This window comes from Pseudomonas sp. ACM7, from assembly GCF_004136015.1.
Taxonomy (GTDB): Bacteria; Pseudomonadota; Gammaproteobacteria; order Pseudomonadales; family Pseudomonadaceae; genus Aquipseudomonas; species Aquipseudomonas frigoris.
In genome coordinates this window covers 441,791-467,002 of record NZ_CP024866.1, presented here as the reverse complement: position 1 = coordinate 467,002, position 25,212 = coordinate 441,791, and the positions used below count along the sequence as shown (strand labels likewise).

General features: G+C 58.8%; 27 protein-coding genes. 15 read left to right on the top strand and 12 right to left on the bottom strand.

Annotated features, from left to right (window positions below; all coding sequences use genetic code 11):
- The first annotated feature begins 144 nt into the window (after window positions 1-144).
- Window positions 145-1,842 carry an AMP-binding protein gene (locus CUN63_RS02335; protein ID WP_129436996.1) on the top strand — a complete coding sequence of 566 codons (1,698 nt, stop codon included), beginning with the start codon at window positions 145-147 and terminating at the stop codon, window positions 1,840-1,842.
- Between the two features lie 682 nt (window positions 1,843-2,524).
- On the opposite strand, the gene CUN63_RS02330 is transcribed toward CUN63_RS02335, so the two are convergent.
- From CUN63_RS02330 to CUN63_RS02320, 3 genes are all read right to left on the bottom strand, one after another.
- A complete protein-coding gene (locus CUN63_RS02330; protein ID WP_129436995.1) occupies window positions 2,525-3,424 on the bottom strand; it encodes a hydroxymethylglutaryl-CoA lyase in 900 nt (299 codons plus the stop codon).
- A gap of 143 nt (window positions 3,425-3,567) precedes the next feature.
- Entirely contained in the window at window positions 3,568-3,969 is a 402-nt protein-coding gene (locus CUN63_RS02325; RefSeq protein WP_129436994.1) for a MerR family DNA-binding transcriptional regulator, read from the bottom strand.
- A gap of 209 nt (window positions 3,970-4,178) precedes the next feature.
- Window positions 4,179-5,108, bottom strand: a complete 930-nt coding sequence (locus tag CUN63_RS02320; protein ID WP_129436993.1) for a LysR family transcriptional regulator — start codon at window positions 5,106-5,108, stop codon at window positions 4,179-4,181.
- A gap of 165 nt (window positions 5,109-5,273) precedes the next feature.
- Between CUN63_RS02320 and CUN63_RS02315 the strand changes: the two genes are divergently transcribed.
- A complete protein-coding gene (locus CUN63_RS02315) occupies window positions 5,274-6,503 on the top strand; it encodes an acyl-CoA dehydrogenase (protein WP_129436992.1) in 1,230 nt (409 codons plus the stop codon).
- 134 nt (window positions 6,504-6,637) lie between these two features.
- On the opposite strand, the gene CUN63_RS02310 is transcribed toward CUN63_RS02315, so the two are convergent.
- A complete protein-coding gene (locus CUN63_RS02310) occupies window positions 6,638-7,444 on the bottom strand; it encodes a TatD family hydrolase (RefSeq protein WP_129436991.1) in 807 nt (268 codons plus the stop codon).
- Window positions 7,445-7,679: 235 nt separating this feature from the next.
- Here CUN63_RS02310 and CUN63_RS02305 point away from each other — a divergent pair, with 235 nt between their 5' ends.
- From CUN63_RS02305 to CUN63_RS02295, 3 genes are all read left to right on the top strand, one after another.
- Entirely contained in the window at window positions 7,680-9,101 is a 1,422-nt protein-coding gene (locus CUN63_RS02305; protein WP_129436990.1) for a transglycosylase SLT domain-containing protein, read from the top strand.
- A 103-nt stretch (window positions 9,102-9,204) separates the two neighbouring features.
- Window positions 9,205-9,639, top strand: coding sequence for a DoxX family protein (locus CUN63_RS02300; RefSeq protein WP_129436989.1), 435 nt, complete (start codon window positions 9,205-9,207; stop codon window positions 9,637-9,639).
- A 247-nt stretch (window positions 9,640-9,886) separates the two neighbouring features.
- Window positions 9,887-10,195 (top strand): hypothetical protein, encoded by a 309-nt coding sequence (locus tag CUN63_RS02295; protein WP_046056997.1) that lies wholly within the window; start codon window positions 9,887-9,889, stop codon window positions 10,193-10,195.
- Window positions 10,196-10,213: 18 nt separating this feature from the next.
- Here the strand turns inward: CUN63_RS02295 and greB are convergent, their stop codons facing one another.
- The 3 genes from greB to CUN63_RS02280 are packed head-to-tail and all read right to left on the bottom strand — an operon-like array spanning window position 10,214 to window position 13,933.
- Window positions 10,214-10,711 carry a transcription elongation factor GreB gene (gene greB, locus CUN63_RS02290; RefSeq protein ID WP_129436988.1) on the bottom strand — a complete coding sequence of 166 codons (498 nt, stop codon included), beginning with the start codon at window positions 10,709-10,711 and terminating at the stop codon, window positions 10,214-10,216.
- 34 nt (window positions 10,712-10,745) lie between these two features.
- Complete coding sequence (locus CUN63_RS02285; protein WP_129436987.1) at window positions 10,746-13,250, bottom strand: ABC transporter permease; 2,505 nt, start codon at window positions 13,248-13,250, stop codon at window positions 10,746-10,748.
- Window positions 13,250-13,933, bottom strand: a complete 684-nt coding sequence (locus tag CUN63_RS02280) for an ABC transporter ATP-binding protein (protein ID WP_033057202.1) — start codon at window positions 13,931-13,933, stop codon at window positions 13,250-13,252. Before CUN63_RS02280 ends, CUN63_RS02285 begins: the two co-directional genes overlap by 1 nt.
- Before the next feature lie 10 nt (window positions 13,934-13,943).
- Between CUN63_RS02280 and CUN63_RS02275 the strand changes: the two genes are divergently transcribed.
- From CUN63_RS02275 to CUN63_RS02265, 3 genes are all read left to right on the top strand, one after another.
- On the top strand, window positions 13,944-14,549 hold the full coding sequence (locus tag CUN63_RS02275) for an arylesterase (RefSeq protein ID WP_129436986.1): 606 nt from the start codon (window positions 13,944-13,946) through the stop codon (window positions 14,547-14,549).
- Window positions 14,550-14,605: 56 nt separating this feature from the next.
- Complete coding sequence (locus CUN63_RS02270) at window positions 14,606-14,899, top strand: hypothetical protein (protein WP_003226812.1); 294 nt, start codon at window positions 14,606-14,608, stop codon at window positions 14,897-14,899.
- A 102-nt stretch (window positions 14,900-15,001) separates the two neighbouring features.
- Entirely contained in the window at window positions 15,002-15,973 is a 972-nt protein-coding gene (locus CUN63_RS02265) for a L,D-transpeptidase family protein (RefSeq protein ID WP_129436985.1), read from the top strand.
- A gap of 124 nt (window positions 15,974-16,097) precedes the next feature.
- Here the strand turns inward: CUN63_RS02265 and oprI are convergent, their stop codons facing one another.
- A complete protein-coding gene (gene oprI / locus CUN63_RS02260; RefSeq protein ID WP_002553018.1) occupies window positions 16,098-16,349 on the bottom strand; it encodes an outer membrane lipoprotei OprI in 252 nt (83 codons plus the stop codon).
- A gap of 639 nt (window positions 16,350-16,988) precedes the next feature.
- Here oprI and CUN63_RS02255 point away from each other — a divergent pair.
- Window positions 16,989-17,276, top strand: a complete 288-nt coding sequence (locus CUN63_RS02255; RefSeq protein ID WP_008057026.1) for a GNAT family N-acetyltransferase — start codon at window positions 16,989-16,991, stop codon at window positions 17,274-17,276.
- Window positions 17,277-17,347: 71 nt separating this feature from the next.
- Here the strand turns inward: CUN63_RS02255 and CUN63_RS02250 are convergent, their stop codons facing one another.
- Window positions 17,348-18,424 (bottom strand): 3-deoxy-7-phosphoheptulonate synthase, encoded by a 1,077-nt coding sequence (locus tag CUN63_RS02250; RefSeq protein ID WP_056740324.1) that lies wholly within the window; start codon window positions 18,422-18,424, stop codon window positions 17,348-17,350.
- Window positions 18,425-18,606: 182 nt separating this feature from the next.
- Complete coding sequence (locus tag CUN63_RS02245) at window positions 18,607-19,050, bottom strand: PilZ domain-containing protein (protein ID WP_129436984.1); 444 nt, start codon at window positions 19,048-19,050, stop codon at window positions 18,607-18,609.
- Between CUN63_RS02245 and CUN63_RS02240 the strand changes: the two genes are divergently transcribed.
- From CUN63_RS02240 to cysB, 5 genes are all read left to right on the top strand, one after another.
- Window positions 19,049-19,435, top strand: coding sequence for a thioredoxin family protein (locus tag CUN63_RS02240; RefSeq protein ID WP_129436983.1), 387 nt, complete (start codon window positions 19,049-19,051; stop codon window positions 19,433-19,435). The genes CUN63_RS02245 and CUN63_RS02240 overlap by 2 nt on opposite strands.
- Window positions 19,432-20,388, top strand: a complete 957-nt coding sequence (locus CUN63_RS02235) for a putative 2-dehydropantoate 2-reductase (protein WP_129436982.1) — start codon at window positions 19,432-19,434, stop codon at window positions 20,386-20,388. The genes CUN63_RS02240 and CUN63_RS02235 overlap by 4 nt, the downstream gene beginning before the upstream one ends.
- A gap of 24 nt (window positions 20,389-20,412) precedes the next feature.
- Entirely contained in the window at window positions 20,413-21,318 is a 906-nt protein-coding gene (locus CUN63_RS02230) for a 5'-nucleotidase (protein ID WP_129436981.1), read from the top strand.
- A 94-nt stretch (window positions 21,319-21,412) separates the two neighbouring features.
- Window positions 21,413-21,916 (top strand): universal stress protein, encoded by a 504-nt coding sequence (locus CUN63_RS02225; RefSeq protein WP_129436980.1) that lies wholly within the window; start codon window positions 21,413-21,415, stop codon window positions 21,914-21,916.
- A 113-nt stretch (window positions 21,917-22,029) separates the two neighbouring features.
- Entirely contained in the window at window positions 22,030-23,004 is a 975-nt protein-coding gene (cysB, locus tag CUN63_RS02220; protein WP_008148549.1) for an HTH-type transcriptional regulator CysB, read from the top strand.
- A 9-nt stretch (window positions 23,005-23,013) separates the two neighbouring features.
- Here cysB and CUN63_RS02215 read toward each other — a convergent pair whose 3' ends face one another.
- Together CUN63_RS02215 and CUN63_RS02210 are read right to left on the bottom strand one after the other, a co-directional pair.
- Complete coding sequence (locus CUN63_RS02215; RefSeq protein WP_129436979.1) at window positions 23,014-23,496, bottom strand: GreA/GreB family elongation factor; 483 nt, start codon at window positions 23,494-23,496, stop codon at window positions 23,014-23,016.
- Between the two features lie 14 nt (window positions 23,497-23,510).
- Entirely contained in the window at window positions 23,511-23,918 is a 408-nt protein-coding gene (locus tag CUN63_RS02210; protein WP_129436978.1) for a hypothetical protein, read from the bottom strand.
- Window positions 23,919-24,042: 124 nt separating this feature from the next.
- On the opposite strand from CUN63_RS02210, the gene earP reads away from it, so the two are divergent.
- On the top strand, window positions 24,043-25,185 hold the full coding sequence (gene earP / locus CUN63_RS02205; RefSeq protein WP_129436977.1) for an elongation factor P maturation arginine rhamnosyltransferase EarP: 1,143 nt from the start codon (window positions 24,043-24,045) through the stop codon (window positions 25,183-25,185).
- The last annotated feature ends 27 nt before the right edge of the window (window positions 25,186-25,212 follow it).

The following is a 25,212-nucleotide window of genomic DNA, read 5'->3' as shown; positions in this document are numbered from 1 at the left end:
CGGACCAACCCTGTGGGAGCGGGCTTGCTCGCGAAAGCGGTGTGTCAGTCAAAGTTAATGTCAACTGACACGACGCCTTCGCGAGCAAGCCCGCTCCCACAGGTGACCGTCGGCAACCCATAAATAAAGACAATAGGGGTCGTCATGGATCAACCCAGTGCAAGCCCGCAGCGCAGTTACACCCGTGGTTCCCAGGACAAAGCCTTGCTGGCGATGACCATCGGCCAGGCGTTCGATAACACCGTCGCGCAGTATCCGAGCGGGGAGGCGCTGGTCGTGCGCCATCAACAGTTGCGCTACACTTGGCAGCAATTGGCCGAAGCCGTGGACCTGCATGCCAGAGCGCTGTTGGCGCTGGGTTTGCAGACCGGTGATCGCCTGGGTATCTGGGCACCGAACTGCGCCCAATGGTGTATCAGTCAGTTCGCCAGCGCGAAAATTGGCGTGATTCTGGTCAACATCAATCCGGCCTACCGCAGCTCCGAACTCGAATATGTGTTGAAGCAATCCGGTTGCCAATGGCTGGTCTGCGCAGGCGCCTTCAAGACCTCCGACTATCACGGGATGCTGCAAGGCCTCGTTCCCGAGTTGGCTGAGCACTCCATCGGAAAATTGCAGAGTGAACGACTGCCGGAACTGCGCGGTGTCATCAGCCTTGATGCTCAGCCGCCATCGGGTTTCCTGCCGTGGTCGCAATTGACCGATCTCGCGGGGAGCGTGTCGGCAGAGCAATTGAGCGAACGTCAGCACAGCCTGCATTTCGACCAGGCGGTGAACATCCAGTACACCTCCGGCACCACTGGTTTCCCGAAGGGCGCGACCCTCAGTCACTACAACATTCTCAATAACGGTTACATGGTCGGCGAAAGCCTCGGCCTGACCGCGAGTGATCGTCTGGTCATCCCGGTGCCGCTGTACCACTGCTTCGGCATGGTCATGGGCAACCTCGGTTGCATGACCCACGGCAGCACCATGATTTACCCCAACGATGCGTTCGATCCACTGCTGACATTGACCACCGTCGCCGAAGAAAAGGCCACCGCGCTTTACGGCGTACCGACCATGTTCATCGCCATGCTCGATCAGCCCAAGCGCGCTGAATTTAATCTGTCGAGCCTGCGCACCGGGATCATGGCCGGGGCGACCTGTCCGATCGAAGTGATGCGTCGGGTCATCAGTGAGATGCACATGAGCGAAGTGCAGATTGCCTACGGCATGACGGAAACAAGTCCGGTGTCATTGCAGACCGGTCCGTCAGACGAACTGGAATTGCGCGTCACCACCGTCGGTCGCACCCAGCCACAACTGGAAAGCAAGATCATCGACGAGGCGGGCAACCTGGTGCCGCGCGGCACTATCGGTGAGCTGTGCACCCGCGGCTACAGCGTGATGCTCGGTTACTGGAACAACCCGCAAGGCACCGCGGAAGCCATCGACCAGGCTGGCTGGATGCACACCGGTGATCTGGCGAGCATGAACGACGAAGGCTACGTATGCATTGCCGGACGTAACAAGGACATGATCATCCGCGGCGGTGAGAATATTTACCCGCGGGAGTTGGAAGAGTTCTTCTTCACCCATCCGGCAGTCGCGGATGTGCAAGTGATCGGGATTCCGTGCTCGCGGTATGGCGAAGAGATTGTCGCGTGGATCAAGTTCCATCCGGGCCACAGCGCCACCGAGCAGGAGCTGCAAGCCTGGTGCAAGGAGCGCATCGCGCACTTCAAGACACCGCGTTACTTCAAGTTCGTCGAAGAGTTTCCGATGACGGTGACGGGGAAGATTCAGAAGTTTCGGATGCGCGAGATCAGCATCGAGGAATTGCGCGATATCAAAGGCTGACCACAATCCCCTGTGGGAGCGGGCTTGCTCGCGAAAGCGGTGTATCAGCCGACGAAAATGTTGACTGACACACCGCTTTCGCGAGCAAGCCCGCTCCCACATTTGGAGAGGGGGAAAGTCAAACGCCAGAAAGCACAAAGGGGAGCCGAAGCTCCCCTTTAATTTTGTCGTTGCGCGTGCTCTTTTTTTATTATTGAGGGGCGGTCTTTTGTTGTTTTTGGAAACCGTGGCCCTTTACCGCTGTTTTTGTCGATCCCCATCCGGGATCAAGAGCAAACGTATTTTTTTGAGCGCTGATCTACTTTTTCGCTAAGCGATCCAACCAATTCGGTAGCTACCTGAAGGTAGTTTTATTGTTCTCTGCCCGGTTGCGGGTTACTCCGAAAAGCACCCTGAAAAGCACATCCTCTCCAAAAAAATCTGTTAGCTGCGTCTCTGCCGTGTTGTTTTTGTTATGTCAGAGTCGTTACGTCTTATTTTTATTAGGTTTGCCGCTTTTTTTGTTCTTGTTATGCAGTAGAGATAGCAGAAGCCGTGCCAACTTTTAAAAAGCCTTTAAAATCAATGCCTTAAGTTTTTGTCGGATTTTTCGTTCAGTCAAAACCCGACAATTTGTTTCCGTGTTACTCGCTTGCGCCCCACGTTTCAGACGCAGCGGTAACACCCGGACACATCCGCGCACTCACTGTGCGCTACGAGCCTTGGCCACGCGCGAACCGGTCGGTCGCCCCAGCACCGTGCAAATCTGCTGACCGGCCAGAATCAAGGCGTCCAGGTCGATACCGGTCTCGATACCCAGGCCATTGAGCAGGTAAACCACGTCTTCGGTGGCGACGTTACCGCTGGCGCCCTTGGCGTATGGGCAGCCACCGAGGCCGGCGATGGAGCTGTCGAACACCGAGATGCCTTCCAGCAGGCTGGCGTAGATGTTGGCCATGGCCTGGCCATAAGTGTCGTGGAAGTGCCCGGCCAGTTTTTCACGGGGTACGTCGGCCGACACCACCTCGAACATCTTGCGGGTCACGCCAGCGGTGCCGGTGCCGATGGTGTCGCCCAGGGAAACTTCATAGCAGCCCATCGCATAGAGCTCGCGAGCGACTCGAGCGACTTGTTCCGGCGCGACGTTTCCTTCGTAAGGGCAGCCCAGCACACAGGACACGTAACCGCGCACGCTGACCCCGTGTTGCCTGGCGGCGTCCATGATCGGCACGAAACGCTCCAGGCTTTCGCTGATCGAGCAATTGATATTGCGCTGGGAAAACGATTCCGACGCGGCGGCGAACACCGCGACTTCCTTGACCCCGGCTGCAATGGCGTCTTCAAACCCGCGCAGGTTGGGGGCGAGTGCACCATAAGTCACGCCAGGCTTACGCTGGATCTGCGCGAAGACGTCGGCGGAACCGGCCATTTGCGGTACCCATTTGGGCGAAACAAAACTGCCGACTTCTATATAGCCGAGACCGGCGGCGGTCAGCGCGTCGACCAGTTGCACCTTGTCCGCAACGCTGATGGGTTGGGCTTCGTTTTGCAGACCGTCGCGTGGGCCGACTTCGACCAGGCGTACGTGAGTGGGTAGGGACATGGGATTGACCTATTGTTATGGACGAACACTGTTCAAATGTGGGAGCGGGCTTGCTCGCGAAAGCGGACTTACATTCAACATTGATGCTGGCTGACTGATCGCTTTCGCGAGCAAGCCCGCACACACATTAGATTTGTGTAGACCTACTGAATGACCTGCTGGCTCTTGATGGTCTGTTCCAGCGCCTGGGTGCAACGCTCCTGCGCGGTGTCCAGTTCCAGCTTCATCTGTTCGATGTCGAGCATCTGCTGCTCGAGCTGTTCACGACGTTCGGCGATTTTGGTCAGCATGGTTTGCAGCTGTTTCTGATTGCCGCCGGAGGGATCGTAGAGTTCGATCAGCTCGCGGCATTCGGCCAGGGAGAAACCAATGCGCTTGCCCCGCAGGATCAGCTTCAGGCTGACCTTGTCACGGGGCGAGTAGATGCGTTCCTGACCGCGTCGCTCGGGGCTGAGCAGGCCTTGCTCTTCATAAAAGCGAATGGCCCGGGTGGTGATGTCGAGCTCGCGGGCGAGGTCGGAAATGCTATAGGTCTGGCTGCTCATGGAAGCGCTCGAAAAAGGTCATGGCGCTAAGCTAATGTCAGGTTGACGTTTACGTCAAGCAGCATGAATCTTCAGTGTTCTTGCGGGTCCATTCGCGAGCAAGCCCGCTCCCACATTTAACCCAGTTCTTTCAGAAAGAATGCGATCGAATGTGTGCGGGCTTGCTCCGGGCGGCGTTCCGACGAAGAACGAAGACGCGGTGCCAAGTCCTACACTTTGTCGAGCTTCTTCTCATGTGCCGTCACCTGCTGGCACAACTCGATCATCTGCTCGCGCATCCAGCGGTTGGCCGGGTCCTGGTCGGTGCTTTCGTGCCAGTAGAGGTGGGTTTCTACCGGCGGCACATCGTTGACCGGCAGGTTCACCGAGTACAAATCATGGCGACGGGCAAAGCGTTCCGGCACGGTCATCACCATGTCGGTCTGCTGCAATACCTGGGATGCCATCAAGTAATGCTGGGATCGCAGGGCGATCTTGCGCTGAATGCCCATTTTGCCCAAGGCCAGGTCGACATGGCCCAGACCACTGCGGCGGCTGGAAATATGGATATGGGTCAGCGACAGGTAATCGTCGAGGGTGAATTTCTCTTTGCCCGCCAGCGGATGGCCCTTGCGCATGGCGCACACGTAACGGTCTTCCATCAACTTGACGTGGCGCACTTGCGGGTCGGTGTTGAGCGGCGCATCGACGGCGAAATCGAGGCGCCCGGCCGCCAGTTCCTTGGTGGTTTCGCGGCGCTTGGACAGAAAGCTTTCGATGATCACCGTCGGCGCCAGGCGCCGCAGGCGCTGGAACAGTGCCGGCAGGATCACCGCTTCGGTGAGGTCGGTCATGCTGATGCGGTAGGTCTTGACCGCCTGCAACGGGTTGAAAATACGGCTTTCCTGCACCGACACCCGCAGCAAGGAGAGGGCGTTACGCACCGGCCCGATAATGTTCTGCGCCATGGGCGTCGGGACCATGCCCTGAGCGGTACGCACGAACAGCGGATCATTGAAGGTCTCCCGCAGACGGGCCAGAGCGTTCGAGACCGCCGGTTGAGTAATGCCGACAATCTGCCCTGCACGGGTCAGGTTGCCTTCGGTGTAGATCGCGTCGAAGACGATGAAAAGGTTGAGGTCGACCTTGCTCAGATTCATTGCGCTGCACTCTTATTGTTGGGCTCTCGATCAGCCGATCATATATCGGTGATGAATGTTAATACACGCCGAGAATAGGCTAGGTAAATTTTCGTAGCTGTTCTAGCATCGATTGCATGACCTGAACAACTCATCAAAACCCTCCGTTAAAAGGTAGAGCTGCCCATGGATTTCGCTTATTCGCCCAAGGTGCAAGAACTGCGTGAGCGCGTGACCGCGTTCATGGACACCTACGTATATCCCGCCGAAGCGGTGTTCGAGCGCCAGGTCGCCGAGGGCGATCGCTGGCAGCCGACCGCAATCATGGAGGAGCTCAAACTCAAGGCCAAGGCTGAAGGTTTGTGGAATTTGTTTCTGCCTGAGTCCGAACTCGGCGCCGGTCTGACCAACCTCGAATACGCGCCGTTGGCCGAAATCATGGGCCGCTCGCTGCTGGGCCCCGAGCCGTTCAACTGCTCCGCGCCAGACACCGGCAACATGGAAGTGCTGGTGCGCTACGCCAATGAAGAACAGAAACAGCGCTGGCTCGAACCGCTGCTGCGCGGCGAGATCCGCTCGGCGTTCGCCATGACCGAACCGGACGTGGCCTCGTCCGACGCCACCAACATGGCCGCCCGTGCCGTGCGTGATGGCGACGAATGGGTGATCAACGGCAAAAAATGGTGGACCTCAGGCGCCTGCGATCCACGCTGCAAGATCCTGGTCTTCATGGGCCTGAGCGATCCTGACGCGCCGCGTCATGCGCAGCACTCGATGATTCTGGTGCCGGTGGATGCCCCAGGCGTGAAGATCGTTCGTCCGCTGCCAGTGTTCGGTTACGACGACGCACCTCACGGCCACGCCGAAGTGCTGTTCGAAAACGTCCGCGTGCCGTACGAAAACGTCCTGTTGGGCGAAGGACGCGGCTTCGAAATCGCTCAGGGTCGCCTTGGCCCGGGTCGGATTCACCACTGCATGCGTTCAATCGGCATGGCCGAACGTGCATTGGAACTGATGTGCAAACGGGCGGTAACCCGTACTGCGTTCGGTAAACCTTTGGCACGCCTGGGCGGCAACATCGACAAGATTGCCGATTCGCGAATGGAAATCGACATGGCACGCCTGCTGACGTTGAAAGCGGCGTACATGATGGACACCGTTGGCAACAAGATTGCGAAGAGCGAAATCGCTCAGATCAAGGTTGTTGCGCCGAACGTGGCCTTGCGGGTGATCGACCGGGCGATCCAGATCCATGGCGGGGCAGGGGTGTCCAACGATTTCCCGCTGGCCTACATGTATGCGATGCAGCGCACCCTGCGCCTGGCCGACGGCCCGGACGAAGTGCACCGCGCGGCGATCGGCAAGTTCGAAATCGGCAAGTACGTGCCTAAAGAGATGATGCGCAACAGTCACTGATAATGTGGGAGCGGCGGTGCGACGATTCGACTTGCTCGCGAAAGCGGTGTGTCAGTCGACAAAAATGTTGACTGATGTACCGCCTTCGCGAGCAAGTCGAATCGTCGCACCGCCGCTCCCACAGGTTCGGTTCGTCAGTCGACCATTGGCAACCCGTAGAACGCTCGCGCACACGCAGTGCTGTGAGCCGCCAGATCTTCCTCGCTTTCCCCGCGATGCAACGCCACTTCCCGCAATACTTCGGTCAGATACGCCGGTTCGTTGCGACCATTCTTCGGCTTGGGTCGCAGACTGCGCGGCAACAGATACGGCGCATCGCTCTCCAGCATTAACCGTCCCCGTTTGATCTCTTTCACCAACGGATGCAGGTGCGTGCCCCGGCGCTCGTCACAAATCCAGCCAGTGATGCCGATGTGCAAATCCAGATCGAGATAGCTGAACAACGCCTTCTTTTCGCCCGTGAAGCAATGCACCACGGCGGCCGGCAATTGATCACGGTAATCGCGAAGGATTTCCAGCAAGCGCTGACTGGCATCGCGCTCGTGGAGGAACACCGGCAATTGCAACTCGACCGCCAACTCCAAGTGCTTTTCCAGGACTTTTTCCTGCTGCGGGCGCGGCGAGAAATCACGATTGAAATCCAGCCCGCATTCACCCACTGCCACGACGTTCGGCTCCTTGAGTAAACTGCGCAGACGCTGGGCGCTGTCGGCGTTCCAGTCGCTGGCGCCGTGGGGGTGAAGGCCGGCGGTGGCGAACAGCCGTTGAGCCGTTTCGTCCAGTTGCCGGCACAGTTCCAGCGCCTGTTCGCTGCCCTCGACACTGGTGCCGGTGAGCACCAATTGGCAGACCCCGGCCGCGTAGGCGCGGTCGAGTACAGCCTGGTGTTTGTCGGCAAAACTGGGGTTGGTCAGGTTGACGCCGATATCGATGAGTTGCATGGTGCTACCTCGGACCAAAGGCCGGAAAGCATATCAGAGCTGTAGATTTATAAGAAAAGCCAAGAACTACAACGAGTTAAAGCTGTCTCTTGATGCCGAGAGACAGGTCAGGGTGGCTAGCATGCCATCACTGTGCCAGTCTTTCGCACTTTGCCAGCGCTCAAGGCGCTCTGTTTCTGTCGTTCGATTTCATGAAAACTCTTGAGATCGGCCCAGTATTCTTTCTGGAGAGTGGATGATACGTCCCTCGGTTTTGCTACTGCTGTGTTGTTCGTTGCTGCTGCCGATGCCGGCGGTTGCGCGTCTGGCCGGGCCGCTGCAAGCCGTGCCTTCGACCAAAGTGCGCGACTTGGCGGAAATCCGCAGCAGTCGTGTGCTGCGGGTGTTGGTCAACCAGAGCCGCAACAGCTCCGGCGAAGTTCAGGGCCAGGCCATCGGTGTTGAATACCACCGCTTGCGTGCCTTCGAGCAGTACCTCAACGGTCACGCCCGTGACGGTCAGGAAATCACCCTCAAGATCATACCCAAGGCCAAGGATCAACTGATCGGCGCTTTGCAGCGCGGCGAGGGTGATCTGGTCGCACCGGGGGAGCTGCTCGACCTGCAACCGGGCCACGCGGTCAGCACCAGTGAACCGATTGCCAGCAACATCCCGTTGGTATTGGTCGGGATCAAAGGCGAGCGACGTTACACCCATCTCGAACAACTCTCCGGCAAAACCCTGGCGTTGCCCACCGGCAGTGCCGCCGGGGACGCGGTCAGCCAGATCAATCAAAAGCTCGCGCTGCTTAAACTGCCACCGGTGACAATCGAGTGGGTCGATCCCAGTCTGGCGGTCGAGGATGTGCTGGAAATGGTCCAGGGCGGAATCTTTCACCTGACGATCGTCGAGCAACCCATCGCCGAGCGCTGGGGCAAGATCCTGCCCAAGTTGCGTTTCGATCGCCAGGTGCTCATCAGTGAACCGGGCGAAGAATTCTGGTTCGTGCGCCGCGACGCCTCAATGTTGCGGGCGAGCATTGATCGCTTCCTGACCGGTTACAAGAAACCATCGGATCAGGATGCCGCGTTCCTGCGGATCTATCGACGTCTGTATCAAGTGCACTATCCATTGGCCAAGGCTGATCGGCAGCGCCTCGAGAAACTTCGCCCGGTGTTGCAGAAGCACGCTGAAGCCCAAGGCATGGACTGGTTGAATCTGGCTGCCCTGGCGTTCAAGGAATCAGCCCTGCAACCCAACGCCCGCGGTGGCAGCGGCCCTACCGGCCTGATGCAGATCACCCCGTCCGCCGCCCAGCGGGTGGGGGTCAACAACATTCAGAATCTCGACGCCAATGTGCAGGCCGGGGCCAAGTACCTGGCGATGATCCGCCGCAAATTCTTTGCCAGCCCCAAACTCAACGAGCGCGAGCGCATGGCGTTCGTGCTGGCGGCCTACAACATGGGGCCGGAGCGCGTTCAGGGCATGCGTGCCGAGGCTCGTCGGCGCGGTTTGAATCCCAATCAGTGGTTCTTCCAGGTGGAGCGCATCGCCATGGAGCAGGTGGGAATGGGCGCCGTCAGCTATGTTAATAGCGTGAACAAGTATTACCTGGCGTTCGATCGGGAGCGGGAGTCGTTGGAGCCCCAGGGGCAGAAAGTTGCGTCACGTAAATAATCGAATAAACTGATTGTTATGGCGAATTTATTGCGCTTTTAACATGAGATTTACTGATTAATATAGCGGCCAACCAACACACACTGACAACGGATGACACAGCATGAGCACACTGATCAACAAGGTACTGTTTACCCGCGCTGGCTACGGCCTGACCGTTTTGCGGATCTTCGTCGGCATCATCTTCGCTGCCCACGGCTCGCAGAAACTCTTTGGGGCGTTCGGTGGTTACGGTCTGGCGGGCACCGCGCAGTACATGGAAAGCATCGGCCTGGCGCCGGGTTACCTGATGGCGACGCTGGCGGGCGGTACCGAGTTTTTCGCCGGTCTGGCCTTGATCATCGGCTTGCTGGTTCGCCCGGCAGCCCTCGGCCTGACCATCCTCTCACTGGTGGCGATCTTCTCGGTGCATCTCCCTCACGGTCTGTTCATGGTCAACAACGGTTATGAATTCGCCCTGGCCCTGCTCGGCGGCAGCATCGCGGTGCTGATCGAAGGCGCCGGCAAGCTCTCGGCTGACCGCGCTATCGCTGGCTGACCGCTCTGGCTTAATGAAAAGGCTCGCATTGCGCGGGCCTTTTTGTTGCTCGTCATTCTTGACACTGTCCGGTCAGCTTCTCTAGGATGCTGCCCATGCGCCGATTTAAACAGCTACTTGCGGGGCGCCAGGTGACTCATTCAGTTGCCGATAGAAGCTTGAAACAGGCTTCGAAATACCGCTAAAGCGCTGGTTCGGTGTTGCCTCTCACCTGCCATGCAGACTTTTGAGGCCGAGACACGACAGAATGAATGCATTAAGCCCCGTTATACGCCCCGCGCCGATCACGGCACACCTCACCCAGCGCAATCCAAAAATCCTGCTTGGCGGCAAACATCAGCCGACACTCTTGCGTTATCTCGATGGCTGGCCACGTCGCACCGGTGGGCCTGCGGCCTTCCTGATCCAGTTTGTCGAAGAGGGTGAATCGCTGGCTCGATTTGCCAGCGACAGTTTCGATCTGGCGGTGATTCAATCGCCCAGCCTCGAGGACGCCCCCGAAGTGATCAAGCAATTGACTCGCGTTGCCCGACAGGGGCTGATTACCCGCCGTTGAGGCTCAGAGCGCTATGGCTCAGAGATAGTCGATCGCCACGATATACACGCATTGCTCACCAGTCGGTGTCTGGACCCGAACTTCGGCGTCCAGCGCCTTGCCGATCAGTGCGCGGGCCAGCGGCGAATCGATGCTGATCAAGCCCAGTTTCAAATCCAGCTCATCTGGCCCGACGATACGGTAGCGTGACTCTTTGCCGTCCTCGTCTTCAATCGTGACCCAGGCGCCAAAATAGACCTTGTTCGGATCGCTCGGTTTTTCGCTGACGACTTTGAGCGCTTCCAGTCGCTTGGTGAGAAAGCGCACGCGACTGTCGATCTCGCGCAGCATCTTTTTGCCGTAGGTGTATTCGGCGTTTTCCGAGCGATCGCCCTGTGCCGCGGCCTCGCTGACTGACTGTGTCACCTGCGGCCGTCGAACATGCCAGAGCTCATGAAACTCGGCCCGCATCCGCGCTTCACCTTCGGGGGTGATCAGCGCGGTGCCAGCGGTGCGGGGAGGGCGATAACGGCTCATGGCAACTTCTTGTGGTAGAGAGAGCTTGAGTCTATCAACCCTCGCGCAAGACTGTCAGGGGGCTGGCGTTCAGCGCACGGCGCGTACCAAACACACCGGCTCCCTCGATCAGCACCGCACCGATCAGTGGCAGCACCAACAACCACGGATGCGGGTGCCACGGCAGGTCGAAGGCGTAGCGGTAGAGCACCAGACTCACCAGTTCCGAACCCAGCGCTGCCAACAATCCGCTGACCGCTCCAAGCAAACCGAACTCGATCCGCCGGGCCTTGACCAACAGTTGCCGCTCGGCCCCTAGCGCTCGCAACAAGGCGCCTTGGCGAATGCGTTCATCGAGCGTCGCTTGCAAGCCTGAAAACAACACCGCCATCCCCGCCGCCAACACGAACAACAGCACGTATTCCACCGCCAGGGTGACTTGGGCGAGGATGCTGCGCAGCTGCTCGAGCAAGGCTTCGACTTGCAAGATGGTCACCGCCGGAAACGCCCGGGACAGATCCACGATCTGCTGATCATGACCGGCCGCCAGATAAAAACTGGTCAGGTAGGTTGCAGGCAGATCCTTCAGTGTGCCGGGCTGGAAGATCATAAAGAAGTTAGGCTGGAAGTTGTCCCAGTTGATCTCCCGCAGGCTGGTGACTTTCGCTTCGCGATTGACGCCGCCCACAGTAAAGACCATGTGATCGCCGAGCTTGAGCTTCAGGCTTTCGGCGACTTTGCCTTCTACCGATACGCCGGGTATTTCGTCCGGCGTCTGTTCGGCCCACCAGTTGCCCGCAGTGAGTTTGTTGCCCGCCGGCAAATCCGCCGCCCAAGTCAGACTCAGGTCGCGCTGGATCGCTCGGTCACCGGCCGAATCCTTGCTGACGATTTCCTGTACCGGCTCGCCGTTGACGCTGATCAGCCGTCCAGGTATCACCGGGTATAGCGGCGCCGATTGCGCCGACAGTTTGTTCAGGCGATCAATGAACGCCTGTTTGTCCGCTGGCAGAATGTTAAGCGCGAAATAGTTAGGCGCGTTTTTCGGTAGCTGGTTCTGCCAGGTGTCCAGCAACTCGCCGCGCAGCAATGCGATCAGCGCCATGGACAGCAGAATCAAGCCGAAGGCCAGGGATTGCCCCGCGGCCGCCAGTGGATGACGCAGCAATTGGCCTAGCCCGAGGCGCCACGGCAAAGAGGCGCGCGCCAGCATTCGGCGCAGACTCTTCAGAAGCAGCAACAGCAAGCCGCCAAGCACCAATGCTGCGATCACGCCGCCACCGAGCAGGGCGAAGGTCAACACCAGGTCCAGGCTCAGACGCCACATGATCAGCCCGAGGGCGCCCAATGCCGCGCCGTAAACCATCCAGGTGCTAGAGGGAATTGGCAGCATGTCCCGACGCAATACCCGCAATGGCGGAACCCGGCCCAGTGCCGCCAGTGGCGGCAAGGCAAAACCGGCCAACGCCACCAATCCGGTGCCAATCCCGGCAATGGCAGGAAACAGACCGCCCGGTGGAACGTCGGTCGGTAATAAATCATGCAGCAGCGCGAACAGCCCCAGCTGCGCAAACCAGCCGATGAGGGCGCCACTGATACTGGCGAGCAGCCCGAGCACCGTCAGCTGCAAACTGAATAACACCATGGTTTCCCGCCGCGACAACCCCAGACAACGCAGCAATGCACTGGCATCGAATCGGCGGGTGGCGAAGCGAGTGGCCGACAGTGCCACCGCCACACCCGACAGCAGAACTGCCACCAGACTGGCCATGTTCAAGTACCGCTCGGCCTTGCCCAAGGCACCGCCGATCTGTCGATTGCCATCACGGGCATCCTGCAAACGCTGGTTGGCGGCCAAGCCGGGTTTGATCAATTGATGATAGGTTTCCAGCGCCTCGGCTTTACCGCGCCAAAGTTCGCGGTAACTGACCCGGCTGCCGGGTTGCACCACGCCGGTCGCGGCGAGGTCGCTGAGGTTGATCAGCACCCGCGGCGTCAGGCTGTAGAAATTGCCGGCGCGGTCCGGTTCGTAGGTCAGCACTCGCGCCAGTTTGAGGGTTCTCATGCCGACGTCGATGCTGTCGCCGATCTTCAGGTCCAGCGCAGTCAACAGTCGCGCTTCGACCCAGGCTTCACCGGGTTTCGGTCCGCCACCGGGTTCTTCCGGGGCGAAGGGCGCCGGGGCACTTTTCAGTTCGCCGCGCAGTGGGTAGACGTCGTCGGCAGCTTTGATGCTGGACAGCTGAATGCCATTGTCAGTGGCGATGACGCTGGAGAATTCCACCACCTGAGCGTGTTCGAGGCCCAGCTCTAGGCCGCTTTTAATCTGTTCGGGCCGCGCCGGTGAACTGCCTTCAAGCAACAGGTCGGCACCGAGAAACTCAGTGGCGCGCAGCATCATGGCACCGTTCAGGCGGGCGCCGAAGTAACCGATGGCGGTACTCGCCGCCACGGCCACCAGCAAGGCGAAAAACAACACGCGCAACTCACCGGCGCGGGCGTCGCGCAGCAGTTGGCGGATGGCAAGACTGAACAGGCGCAACAGCGGCAGGCGTGCCATCAAGGCTCCAGAGGGGCGACCAGCAGGCCGGCTTCAAGGCGGATCAGGCGTCGGCAGCGATGTGCCAGGCGTTCGTCGTGGGTCACCAGCACCAGGGTCGTACCGCGTTCCTGGTTGAGTTCGAACAGCAGATCGCTGATGCGTTCACCGGTGTGGCTGTCGAGGTTGCCGGTTGGTTCGTCGGCGAACAGCACATCGGGTTCGGCGGCAAACGCACGGGCAATCGCCACGCGTTGCTGTTCGCCGCCCGAAAGCTGGCGTGGCGAATGGGTCAGTCGCTGGCCCAGGCCGACCCGTTGCAGTAACTCGGTGGCGCGTTCACGGGCGTCTTTGCGGCCATCGAGTTCCAGCGGCAGCATGACGTTTTCCAGGGCATTGAGACTGTCGAGCAGTTGAAAGGACTGAAACACAAACCCGACATGCTCGGCCCGGATACGTGCGCGTTGGTCTTCATCGAGATTGCTCAGGGCTTGCCCTGCGAGGGTGACGTCGCCGCTGCTCGGCAGGTCGAGACCGGCGAGCAAGCCGAGGAGGGTGGATTTGCCGGAACCGGAGGCGCCGACAATGGCCAGGCTGTCGCCCTTGTTCAGTTCCAGGCTGAGTTCGTGCAGGATAGTCAGTTCACCTTCCGCGCTGGGAACCACTTTGCTGAGGTTCTTCGCGGTGAGAATGCTTGCGCCCATGGAGAATCCGATGCGTGTGTGGTTTTTGAGTGCTGGCCTGGCCTTGATGTGCATGGCCCAGAACGCAGCGGCGGGTACAGTCCTGATCGTTGGCGATAGTATCAGCGCGGGTTTCGGGCTGGATACCCGCTTGGGGTGGGTCTCCCTGCTCGAGCAACGGCTCAAGCGCGAAGGTTTTGACGATAAGGTGGTCAATGCGTCCATCAGCGGCGACACCAGCGCCGGAGGCCAGGCGCGCCTGTCCGCGCTGCTTGCAGAGCATAAGCCTGAGTTGGTAATCCTCGAGTTGGGCGGCAACGATGGCCTGCGTGGATTGCTGCCGACGCAATTGCAACAAAACCTTGCAGCAATGATCGACAGCTCCCGCGCCAGTGGCGCCAAGGTGCTGCTGCTCGGCATGCAATTGCCACCCAACTACGGCGTTCGCTATACCGAGGCCTTCGCGAAGGTCTACAGCACGCTGGCCGAAGAGAAAAAGATCCCGTTGGTGCCGTTTTTTCTCGACGGCGTGGGCGGTCATCCAGACTTGATGCAGTCCGACGGACTGCACCCGGCTGTCGGGGCTCAGGACAAGTTGCTGGAAAATGTCTGGCCGACACTGAAACCGCTGCTTTGACGCTTTTCTAGTGGCGGTGTTTCGGCTAAGGTGGCGCCCCCGATTTGGAGCCCCCGATGCCGCGTCCTGCCTGGTCACTTTTTGCCTACCAACTGATCGAGCCTGACGAACAGCTGGATCTGTTCGCCTGCCAGGAAGTGCGGGTACATCTGGTGACCCGTCAACTGGAGTTGGGCGGCTCGGCGGACCGGACCTTGTGCGGCAGCCTGTTGCCAGCACAACCGCGCTGGTCGAGCGTCGATCGCCGTGTGTTTCAGGATCAGCGCCTGTGTTCGCTGTGCCGGGCCATTCTGGAATCGCAAAAACGCGGCACATCGCCGATCTGGCCGGAACTGCGTTTCGAGCTTTAGAGCCCGATAGATTGCTTGCTATCGGTCAACTCCCCGATTTTCCAGATGCCGGTGTACAATCCCGTTTTTATACCCTTGTCGATCATGCGAAGGATTTTCCGGATGTTGCCGCGCTTTCCTGCCGTCACCCGCTACCTGTCTCTCGCCGCCCTCTGTGTGGCGGGTCCCGTAGCAGCATTGGAGCTGCCCCTGCCACCGCCCGGTGAAGACATCGTCGGTCAGGTCCAGGTGATCAAGGCCAAGTACGAAGATACCTTCGCTGACCTTGGCACCACCTACGATCTGGGCTATTCGGAAATGGTCGCGGCCAACCCTGGCGTCGATCCATGGCTGCCGGGTGCTGGCACCGAAGTGGTGCTGCCGACGCGCTTCATCCTGCCACCGGGCCCGCGTGAAGGCATCGTCATCAACCTGGCCGAGTACCGCCTCTATTACTTCCCGAAAGGCCGGAACGTGGTGTACACCTTCCCGCTGGGTATCGGCCGTGAAGGCTGGGGCTCGCCGATTGCCCATACCAGCATCACCGCCAAGACGCCGAACCCGACCTGGACCCCTCCAGCGTCGATCAAGGCCGAGCACGCCGCCGATGGCGATCCACTGCCGAACGTGGTGCCGGCCGGCCCGGACAACCCGTTGGGGCCGTTCAAGTTCACGTTGGGCACGCCGGGCTACCTGATCCACGGTTCGAACAAGAAGTTCGGCATCGGCATGCGCACCAGCCACGGTTGCTTCCGCATGTTCAACAACAACGTGCTGGAAATGGCGAGCATGGTGCCGGTAGGCACGTCGGTGCGCATTATCAGCGACCCGTACAAGTTCGGTGTCAGTGGCGGCAAGGTGTATCTGGAAGCGCACACGCCGCTGGACGACAAGGGCAACCCTTCTGTGGTCGACAAACACACCTCGGTGATCAACGCGATGCTCAAGCGTGAGGACATCACCAACAACCTGCGCATGAACTGGGATGTGGTCCGCGACGTGGTTGCCGCCGAAGATGGTCTGCCGGTGGAAATCGGAGTGCCGAATTCCTCGGCGCCGATGGTGACGAGTGCGCCGATCGACCCGTTGCAGTAATGTTTGAAAGGAACCCGCCGATGCTGACCGCGTCGGCGGGTTTTTTATTGCCGGTACGAAATTGCGGGCAATAAAAAAGCCGACCCAAAAAATGGGTCGGCTTGATAACAATCCCGAAGGATTATTACTTGCGGCTAGCTTTGTCCAGCATGCGCAGAGCACGCTCGTTAGCTTCGTCAGCAGTCTGTTGTGCTTTTTGAGCAGCAGCCAGAGCTTCATCAGCTTTACGGTAAGCTTCGTCTGCACGAGCCTGGGAGCGAGCTGCTGCGTCTTCAGTAGCGGTCAGACGTGCTTCGGTTTCTTTCGATACGCTGCTGCAACCGGTAGCCAGAACTGCGGCCAGAGCCAGAGCAGAGAATTTCAGAACGTTGTTCATCGTGTTCCCCTTCAAGGACTTTCTATTAAGTTAGCTGTCTCCTCAGAGTGAGGAAATAGCCGGCGTACATACTACCCATTACTTGTCGTAAGTAAACTGACGTAAAGCAAGAAGCCAAAAAAATTGTAGGCGTTGATTCTTTTTCGAGCAACTTTTAACTGCATTGTTTAAAAAATATACAGCTGGGAGGCCCGAGCTGAGCGAGCCGCCGAAGAAAAGTTTCGCGCGCTCACAGCTCTTTTCCGAGTCTTGGCTAAAGTCTGTCTAGATGGATTCGTCTACACTTTTTTTCGGATTTTGCGTGGCGCCTCTCATATCTTTCTCCATGTTCAGGTGACTTTAACAAAGGGCGCTCGTCTTAAGTCTCAACATCCGGCAATGTTCAGGCTATTGACCTACACAGATCTTCGGTCGAGCCGTCTCTGCGTCACCCGGAGCAGCACCCGCCAATCGGCGTGATGACGAGCGTACCTTGAGCATTTCTGCCAATAGTGCCTACTATTTGATACGTGCTCGGTTGTGCGAGATTGGTACAGCTCTTCTCGGTGTCCATTCAGGCACGGGGTGGCGTAGATGTTCCTTCGCCGGAAAAACATCGGTAAGGTAGGGGTCAGAATTCCAGACCCGCGAGGAGTAGTGATGAGCGAGGCGTTGTCCATCCACCATGACCAGGCTGGTCATCAGTTCGAGACCAATGTGGACGGTCATCGTGCCTACCTGACCTATATGGATCTGGGGAAACAGACCCTGGATATCTATCGCACCTTTGTGCCCAACGCACTGCGTGGTCGCGGCATTGCGGCAGCCTTGACCGAGAAGGCGTTGGAGTACGCTGAAGAAATGGGTTACACCGTCATTCCATCGTGTTCCTACGTGGAACGCTACATGGAGCGCCACCAGCGGCATGCAGCCAAACTGAGCCAGTAACCTTTCACAGAATCGAACGCATAAAAAAACGCCGGGTTAAGCCCGGCGTTTTTTTGTGCGGCGAAAAGTGATCAGCTGCGATCGCGTTTCGGCAGCACGTCCTTGAGCTTGGCATGCATGCTGCGCAAGGTGTTTTCGGTGGCGGACCAGTCGATGCAGGCATCGGTGATCGACACGCCGTATTGCAGGTCGGCGAGGTCTTTCGGGATCGCCTGGCAGCCCCAGTTCAAGTGACTTTCGACCATCAGGCCGATGATCGACTGGTTGCCTTCGAGGATCTGGTTGGCGACGTTCTCCATCACCAGCGGTTGCAGGGCCGGGTCCTTGTTGGAGTTGGCGTGGCTGCAATCGACCATGATGTTCGGCTTGATCTTCGCTTTGTTCAGCGCTTGCTCGCAGAGCGCGACGCTGACCGAATCGTAGTTCGGCTTGCCGTTGCCACCGCGCAGTACCACGTGACCGTAGGCATTGCCCTTGGTGGTGACGATCGACACGCCACCTTCCTGGTTGATACCCAGGAAGCGGTGAGGGCTGGACACCGATTGCAGGGCGTTGATAGCGACCGTCAGGCCGCCGTCGGTGCCGTTCTTGAAGCCTACTGCCGAGGACAGGCCGGAGGCCATTTCACGGTGAGTCTGGGATTCGGTGGTGCGCGCACCGATGGCCGACCAGCTGATCAGGTCCTGCAAGTACTGCGGGGAGATCGGGTCGAGGGCTTCAGTTGCGGTCGGCAGGCCCATCTCGGCCAGGTCCAGCAACAATTGACGACCGATGTGCAGACCGTCCTGAATCTTGAAGGAGTCGTCCAGGTACGGATCGTTGATCAAGCCTTTCCAGCCGACGGTGGTGCGTGGCTTCTCGAAATACACGCGCATGACCAGATACAGGGTATCGGACACTTCGGCCGCAAGCGCCTTCAGGCGCTCGGCGTATTCGTGGGCAGCCTTGATGTCGTGGATCGAGCAAGGCCCGATGACAACAAACAGGCGGTGGTCGGTGCCATCAAGAATGTTGCGAATGACTTCGCGGCCCTTGGTGACGGTGCGCAGGGCAGCGTCGCTAAGAGGGATATCACGCTTGAGCTGATCGGGAGTGATCAGCGTCTCGTTGGAAGCGACGTTTAGGTCGTTGATCGGTAAATCAGCCATCGTTTACTCGTCAGGTCACGGGTGCCGGCCGCCAGCGAACCCGCGCGGCGGAGCACAGCAAATTAAGCGCGTCGGGGAGCAGAACCTTAGCGCGTTACACCGTGGCTCGACAATGGGCAGACACCGGTTTAAGGGGCATTCTCAATTAGTTTCCGCGGGGAAACCAATTGAGGATGCCCCTCCTAATCCAGCACAACCTGCGCAAATGCCCTGCGAACCGTCTCGTGGGAGAACTCGTCGGCATGCTCCTGGACCCATTCAAGGGCCAGGGCCTGAGTTTCCTGCAGATCGTCATGCGCGTCATGCAGGCGGCAGTAACGTTCGATCTGGCACACTTGCTCGCCCATCCGGGCACTGAACATCATCTGTTCGTCAACGAAGGCAATGCCTACCAGATAGCCGCGCTTTCGTCGCAGGCACCAGGCTACATATCCCAGAAAACGCATGTCGGGGTTCAAGGTCGGCATGCGAATTTCCAGCGCCGTACCGTGGCGCCACGCCCGGTGATAATTGCAAGCCATGCCCCCGAGGCTGATAGTGTGCAGCTGTTGCCGTGAAATACACTCAGGTTTGAGCAACGTTAATTCGACGGGCACATCGTCAGGGTGAGGAATAAAACGTCCCATGAACACGGACTCCATGTGTCGGCCATCTGACATTGTTCCACCCAGTATAGTGGTCGAATTGGAACTGACTGATTTCGACGCCGACCAACGGCTGCTGGCGATGAGCGGTGTGTCGCTGGTCATTTTCACCAGCGTCGGCTGCGCCAGTTGCCGATTTGCCCGTGAGCAATTGCCACGACTCGATCTGGACGTCGATCGGCTGTGCTGGATTGATGCCGGGAACAATGGCGGGGTGGTCGAGCGTTATCAGGTTTTTTATTTGCCGGCGCTGTTTGTGGTGCGCGGCGGTGAATTTTTCGGGGCACTAAAATCGCGCCTGACCTGCACCGAGCTCAATGCAGCCGTGGGTCAGGCGTTGAGTCGAATTGCAGAGGAGTTGCCATGATGGGGGCAGTGACCAAACCGACAATCGGTATTATCGGAACCGGTGCGATCGGCGGGTTCTACGGGTTGATGCTGGCGCGTGCCGGTTTCGATGTGCATTTTCTGTTGCGCAGTGAATTCTCAGCGGTGGCCGAGCGGGGGTTGAAGCTCGACAGTGCGGTGCACGGCGCGCTGACGTTGAATCCGGTTCAGGCGTATTCGACGGCCGAAGACATGCCGCCCTGTGACTGGTTGCTGGTGGGCGCGAAAACCACCAGTAACGCGCAGTTGGCGCCGACGATCATTCAAGCCGCGGCACCGAATGCCAAAGTGTTGTTGCTGCAAAATGGCCTGGACGTTGAAGACAGTCTGCGAGCGTTACTTCCGGATTCGCTGCATGTGCTCGGTGGGCTCTGCTATATCTGCGTCCATCGCGACGGACCAGGCGTCATCACCCATCAGGCGCTCGGTGCGGTGAATGTTGGCTACCACAGTGGTCCCGCAGCCGATGAGCAGGCGCGCATGGCGATTGTCGAGGAGGGCGCCGGGCTGTTCCGCACCGCCGGTATCGATTCCCAGGCCATGGCGAACCTGCATCAGGCGCGCTGGCAGAAACTGGTCTGGAATATCCCTTACAACGGTCTGTCGGTTCTGCTCGGGGCAAGCACCACGCCGTTGATGGCCGATGCCGACAGTCGGGAACTGATCAAGGCTCTGATGGCGGAAGTGGTTCTGGGAGCAATCGCCTGCGGTCACGACGTACCGGCCGGTTATGCCGATCATCTGTTCATGGTGACCGAGAAAATGCCGGACTATTGGCCGAGCATGTACCACGATTTTCTGCACAAACGACCGCTTGAGCTGGATGCGATTTACGCCCGGCCACTGGCGGCAGCCAAGGCCGCAGGATGCGAGTTGCCGCGAATCGAAGCTTTGTATCGCAGTTTGAGTTTTATCGATCGACGTAACACTTGAGTCGATCAACCTTGGGAGAAGGGCATGGCAAAAACGATCGACGACAAATTGGTGCTGGCGATTTCGTCGCGTGCGCTGTTCGACCTGAGCGAAAGCCACAAGGTCTATCTGTCGAGCGGCGTCGAAGCCTATCGGCAATATCAGATCGAACACGAAGACGAAATCCTCGAGCCCGGTGATGCATTCCCGTTGGTACAAAAACTCCTCCACTTGAACACCAGCCTTGGCCGCGCCCGGGTCGAGGTGATCCTAGTGTCGCGCAACAGTGCCGACACTGGCCTGCGGGTTTTCAATTCGATCCACCACTATGGCCTGGCGATTTCCCGCGCGGCGTTTGTCGGCGGACGCAGTCCTTATCCGTACCTGAAGGCGTTTGGCTGCGACCTGTTTCTTTCGACGCATGCCGAAGACGTGCGCAGTGCGCTGGATGCCGGGTTCGCCGCTGCGACCATTCTGTCGGGTGGCGCCAGCCGTGCGGCCAGTGATGAATTGCGCATTGCCTTCGATGGTGACGCGGTGCTGTTTTCCGATGAATCGGAGCGTGTCTATCAGTCCGGTGGTCTGGAAGCGTTTCAGGCCAGCGAGCGTGAAGCCGCCCGCGAGCCTTTGCGCGGCGGGCCGTTCAAAGGCTTCCTCGCCGCCCTCAATCTGTTGCAGCGCGAGTTCCCGGAAGACGCTTGTCCGATCCGCACCGCGCTGGTGACCGCGCGATCGGCGCCGGCCCATGAGCGAGTGATCCGTACCTTGCGCGAATGGGACATTCGTCTGGACGAGTCGCTGTTTCTCGGCGGCCTGACCAAGTCGGCGTTTCTCGAAGCCTTTGCCGCCGACGTGTTTTTCGACGATCAGGCCGGTCATTGCGAGTTGGCCCGCGAGGTGGTCGCCACCGGCCACGTGCCGCACGGCATAAGCAACGAGCAAAAGGTTTAAGCCCACGGTTCAACGCGTTACGCGAAACGTCGTACTCGCCAAGGCACTGCTAAGCTGAATCAATCTCCGCCATGTTGGCACTCAAGGAGGTCATATGATTCATTCGATGCTGTACGCCACTGACCTCGGCCTGTACGCACCTTTGGTGATGCAGCATGCCTTGGCGCTGGCGCGAACATTCAATGCCGATCTCTACGTGGTGCACGCCGTTGAACCGATGGGGCTGTTTGCCGAGTCGGTGCTTCAGAGTTATCTCGATGAGCAGGCGTTGAATGAGTTTCACAGCCAAGGCTTGAACACGGTGATTGCCAACATCGAGCAGCGGGTACTCGACAGCTTTCGTGAAGAATTGGGGGATGAAGGGTCGCAGGACCTGGAGCGGATCAAAGCAGTGAGGGTGCTTCAGGGCGATCCGTCGCAGGTGATTCTCGACCAGGCGCAGAAACTCTCCGTGGATTTGTTGATCGTAGGTAGTCATAGCCATGGTGCTGGCGCGGAAACGCCTTTGGGCCGCACTGCAGCGCGGGTGTTGCAACTGTCTCGGGTGCCGGTCTATCTGGTGCCGCTGGTGGAGCGTCGTCGCCAAGGGGATCGCTAGAGCACCAATAGTGGCAGTTTGATAAAAAAGTTCTAGATTTATTCGTCAAACCATTAATATAGTTATATACCGTCGCTGATGCCCGTGGCGTCTACCTGCTTTGAGGGATTCATATGAAGCTTCAACAATTGCGCTACATCTGGGAAGTGGCGCACCACGACCTCAACGTTTCCGCTACAGCCCAAAGCCTTTACACGTCACAACCGGGCATCAGTAAGCAGATCCGTCTGCTGGAAGACGAATTGGGGGTTGAGGTTTTCGCTCGCAGCGGCAAGCACCTGACCCGCGTCACCCCGGCCGGCGAGCGAATTATCACCACCGCCGGCGAGATCCTGCGCAAGGTTGAAAGCATCAAGCAGATTGCCCAGGAGTTCTCCAACGAGAAGAAAGGCACCCTGTCGATCGCCACCACGCACACCCAGGCGCGTTATGCGTTGCCACCGGTGATCAGCAATTTCATCAAGCAATACCCGGACGTTGCCCTGCACATGCACCAGGGTTCGCCGATGCAGATCGCTGAAATGGCTGCTGACGGTACCGTGGATTTCGCCATCGCCACCGAAGCCCTGGAGCTGTTCGGTGATCTGGTGATGATGCCGTGCTATCGCTGGAACCGCTGCGTGGTCGTGCCACAGGGCCACCCGCTGACCAAGCTGTCGAAGTTGACCCTCGAAGCCCTGGCCGAATACCCGATCGTGACGTACGTGTTCGGTTTCACCGGCCGTTCGAAACTCGACGAAGCGTTCAGCCATCGCGGCCTGACACCGAAAGTGGTGTTCACCGCTGCCGACGCCGACGTGATCAAAACTTACGTTCGCCTGGGTCTGGGCGTGGGCATCGTGGCGAAAATGGCGGTCGATGCCAAACTCGATAGCGACCTGGTCATGCTTGATGCCAGCGACTTGTTCGAATCCAGCATTACTAAAATCGGTTTCCGTCGCGGCACGTTCCTGCGTGGCTTCATGTGCGACTTCATCGAGAAGTTCGCCCCGCACCTGACCCGCGAAGTCATGGCCAAGGCCATTCAGTGCCACAACAAGCAGGAACTGGAAGAGCTGTTCGACGGCGTCGAACTGCCGGTCCATTAATCTCCCTTTCTATACCACCTCGGTGACAGAAAACTGTTGCCGAGCTCCCGCCACGAGAATCTCCACCTCGTCCCCTTCGAACTTGCCCAGCAGACTCTTGCCCAGCGGTGAGCGAGGGGTGATGACGGTAATCCATTGCCCCACCACGTCGACCTTCAAACCCGCCGCGTCGGGGGCCAGAAACAGCCATTGCTCACGACCCTTTTCATCTTCCAGACCGAGCAGGGCACCGACTTCGATGCCGCGCTGATCGTCGTAAGGTCGCAGCGTCAGGTTCTGGCAAAGCGTCAGTGACTGCCTGATTTCCTCCACCCGTTTGGCTTGCCCGGCTGCCAGATAAGACGCCTCCAGCCCTAGCGTGTCGTACTTGTTCTCGGCGATGTTTTCTTCGTGGGTGGCGGTTTCGTAAGCGGTTTGTGCGGCACGCTCGGCGATGTCGAGGTCGATCCGCAGCTTGTCGAGAATCAGTTGGTGGACGGTCGGCTTGTGCATAGAGAGCTTCTTGATCAATCGCAGAATTGCTGGACGTTGGCGCGGCTTTTTTCGCTCGGTGCAGTCTGGTCCTGTTGCAACCAGAACTGGCATTTGGGGTTCGATAAATTGCGGTTGTTGCTGCGGGCCTGATCAAGCCTTTGCTGCTGCTCGTTCTTGCGCAGGTTCTCTTCGTACTGTTCGAACAACGGGCTCTGAGCCGGAATGTCCGGCACCGGTTGCACCACCGGTGGTTTGGCCAGTTGCTGCACGGCCTCTGCCACGGGAGCTAGATGCTCGCTGAACAACAGTCGGGAGGCAAGCCAGCACGTCAGCGCGATCGCGATAAACCCCAGCCACACACCCAGGGCAATGCTGCCGGTCAGTTGCAAGGCGTTGAGCTGGATCGACAACGGGCGGCGCGGGTTGGGACGGTAGGGCATGGCTGCCTCCTGGCGGGTGGTCGCGGGCGAGTGGCGATTGTCGCATGAAGATTAATCGCCGTCGGCTCTTCTGCACGGGGTAATTTATGAGGACAATCGGCGCTTTTGCCAACGGGAGCCTGGAATGCCTGAAATGAAAGCCCGCTGGGATATTTTCTGCGCGGTGGTCGACAACTTTGGGGACATCGGCGTGACCTGGCGTCTGGCCCGACAACTGGTGGCCGAACATTCGGTGGCGGTGCGTTTGTGGGTCGATGATCTGCGGGCCTTCGAGCGCTTGTGCCCGGACATTGACATCAACGCCTCACAGCAATGGCAGCAGGGCGTCGAAGTGCGTCAGTGGACGGCCGACTGGCAGCCCACTGAAGCCGCTGATGTGGTGATTGCCGCGTTCGCCTGCCAATTGCCGAGTGCTTACATGGAGGCCATGGCCGAGCGGGAAAAACCGCCGCTGTGGATGAATCTCGACTATCTGAGTGCCGAGGACTGGATCGTCGGCTGCCACGGTTTGCCGTCGGTGAAGTACAAGAACGTACAAAAAATCTTTTTCTTCCCAGGGTTTCAGAAGGGCACGGGTGGCTTGCTGCGTGAAAGCGGATTGCTCAAGCGTCGTCAGCAGTTTCAGCAAAACCCCGAGGCCCAGCGAGAATTCCTGCAAGGTTTGGGGATTGATCGCGCGCAAGGTGCGCAGTTGATCTCGCTGTTTGCCTACGAAAATAACGGGCTGGCCAGTTGGCTCGACGCAATGGCTGCCGACTCGACGCCGACTCATCTGCTGGTGCCCGAAGGTCGGATTCTTGGGGATGTCGAACGTTGGCTCGGTGTGGACGGTCTGGTGGCCGGCGCAGTGCATGTGCGCGGTGAATTGACCGTGCAAGTGCTGCCGTTCGTCCGACAGGATCAATACGATCACCTGCTCTGGTGCTGCGATTTCAATGCCGTGCGCGGTGAAGATTCCTTTGTCCGCGCCCAATGGGCGGGCCGGCCGCTGCTCTGGCACATCTATCAGCAGGACGAAGACATCCACCTGGACAAGCTCGACGCCTTCCTCGCTCTGTACACCAATGGCCTGTCCGAGCCTGCCCGCGAGGCGATCAGCGGTCTTTGGCGGGCGTGGAATGCGGGTGACAATATGACCGGGCACTGGCAATCGACCCGAAAACACTGGCCAGAACTGCAAAAACACGCCGAAGCGTGGTGTCTGGAACAGGCTTTGCAGGCAGATCTTGCCGCAGCGCTGGTACAGTTTTATGTAAATTGGATATGATACGCGGCCTAGATTTTTGTAAATCCC

Bases quoted from the DNA above. Each gene is read 5' to 3' on its own strand.
- oprI (WP_002553018.1), bottom strand. From the start codon at position 16,349: ATGAACAACGTTCTGAAATTCTCTGCTCTGGCTCTGGCCGCAGTTCTG.
- CUN63_RS02315 (WP_129436992.1), top strand. From the start codon at position 5,274: ATGGATTTCGCTTATTCGCCCAAGGTGCAAGAACTGCGTGAGCGCGTG.
- CUN63_RS02270 (WP_003226812.1), top strand. From the start codon at position 14,606: ATGCCGCGTCCTGCCTGGTCACTTTTTGCCTACCAACTGATCGAGCCT.
- CUN63_RS02265 (WP_129436985.1), top strand. From the start codon at position 15,002: ATGTTGCCGCGCTTTCCTGCCGTCACCCGCTACCTGTCTCTCGCCGCC.
- CUN63_RS02250 (WP_056740324.1), bottom strand. From the start codon at position 18,424: ATGGCTGATTTACCGATCAACGACCTAAACGTCGCTTCCAACGAGACG.
- CUN63_RS02325 (WP_129436994.1), bottom strand. From the start codon at position 3,969: ATGAGCAGCCAGACCTATAGCATTTCCGACCTCGCCCGCGAGCTCGAC.
- CUN63_RS02225 (WP_129436980.1), top strand. From the start codon at position 21,413: ATGATTCATTCGATGCTGTACGCCACTGACCTCGGCCTGTACGCACCT.
- CUN63_RS02210 (WP_129436978.1), bottom strand. From the start codon at position 23,918: ATGCCCTACCGTCCCAACCCGCGCCGCCCGTTGTCGATCCAGCTCAAC.
- CUN63_RS02255 (WP_008057026.1), top strand. From the start codon at position 16,989: ATGAGCGAGGCGTTGTCCATCCACCATGACCAGGCTGGTCATCAGTTC.
- CUN63_RS02295 (WP_046056997.1), top strand. From the start codon at position 9,887: ATGAATGCATTAAGCCCCGTTATACGCCCCGCGCCGATCACGGCACAC.
- CUN63_RS02230 (WP_129436981.1), top strand. From the start codon at position 20,413: ATGGCAAAAACGATCGACGACAAATTGGTGCTGGCGATTTCGTCGCGT.
- greB (WP_129436988.1), bottom strand. From the start codon at position 10,711: ATGAGCCGTTATCGCCCTCCCCGCACCGCTGGCACCGCGCTGATCACC.
- CUN63_RS02245 (WP_129436984.1), bottom strand. From the start codon at position 19,050: ATGGGACGTTTTATTCCTCACCCTGACGATGTGCCCGTCGAATTAACG.
- cysB (WP_008148549.1), top strand. From the start codon at position 22,030: ATGAAGCTTCAACAATTGCGCTACATCTGGGAAGTGGCGCACCACGAC.
- CUN63_RS02280 (WP_033057202.1), bottom strand. From the start codon at position 13,933: ATGGGCGCAAGCATTCTCACCGCGAAGAACCTCAGCAAAGTGGTTCCC.
- CUN63_RS02275 (WP_129436986.1), top strand. From the start codon at position 13,944: ATGCGTGTGTGGTTTTTGAGTGCTGGCCTGGCCTTGATGTGCATGGCC.
- CUN63_RS02310 (WP_129436991.1), bottom strand. From the start codon at position 7,444: ATGCAACTCATCGATATCGGCGTCAACCTGACCAACCCCAGTTTTGCC.
- earP (WP_129436977.1), top strand. From the start codon at position 24,043: ATGCCTGAAATGAAAGCCCGCTGGGATATTTTCTGCGCGGTGGTCGAC.
- CUN63_RS02330 (WP_129436995.1), bottom strand. From the start codon at position 3,424: ATGTCCCTACCCACTCACGTACGCCTGGTCGAAGTCGGCCCACGCGAC.
- CUN63_RS02285 (WP_129436987.1), bottom strand. From the start codon at position 13,250: ATGGCACGCCTGCCGCTGTTGCGCCTGTTCAGTCTTGCCATCCGCCAA.
- CUN63_RS02215 (WP_129436979.1), bottom strand. From the start codon at position 23,496: ATGCACAAGCCGACCGTCCACCAACTGATTCTCGACAAGCTGCGGATC.
- CUN63_RS02335 (WP_129436996.1), top strand. From the start codon at position 145: ATGGATCAACCCAGTGCAAGCCCGCAGCGCAGTTACACCCGTGGTTCC.
- CUN63_RS02240 (WP_129436983.1), top strand. From the start codon at position 19,049: ATGAACACGGACTCCATGTGTCGGCCATCTGACATTGTTCCACCCAGT.
- CUN63_RS02305 (WP_129436990.1), top strand. From the start codon at position 7,680: ATGATACGTCCCTCGGTTTTGCTACTGCTGTGTTGTTCGTTGCTGCTG.
- CUN63_RS02300 (WP_129436989.1), top strand. From the start codon at position 9,205: ATGAGCACACTGATCAACAAGGTACTGTTTACCCGCGCTGGCTACGGC.
- CUN63_RS02320 (WP_129436993.1), bottom strand. From the start codon at position 5,108: ATGAATCTGAGCAAGGTCGACCTCAACCTTTTCATCGTCTTCGACGCG.
- CUN63_RS02235 (WP_129436982.1), top strand. From the start codon at position 19,432: ATGATGGGGGCAGTGACCAAACCGACAATCGGTATTATCGGAACCGGT.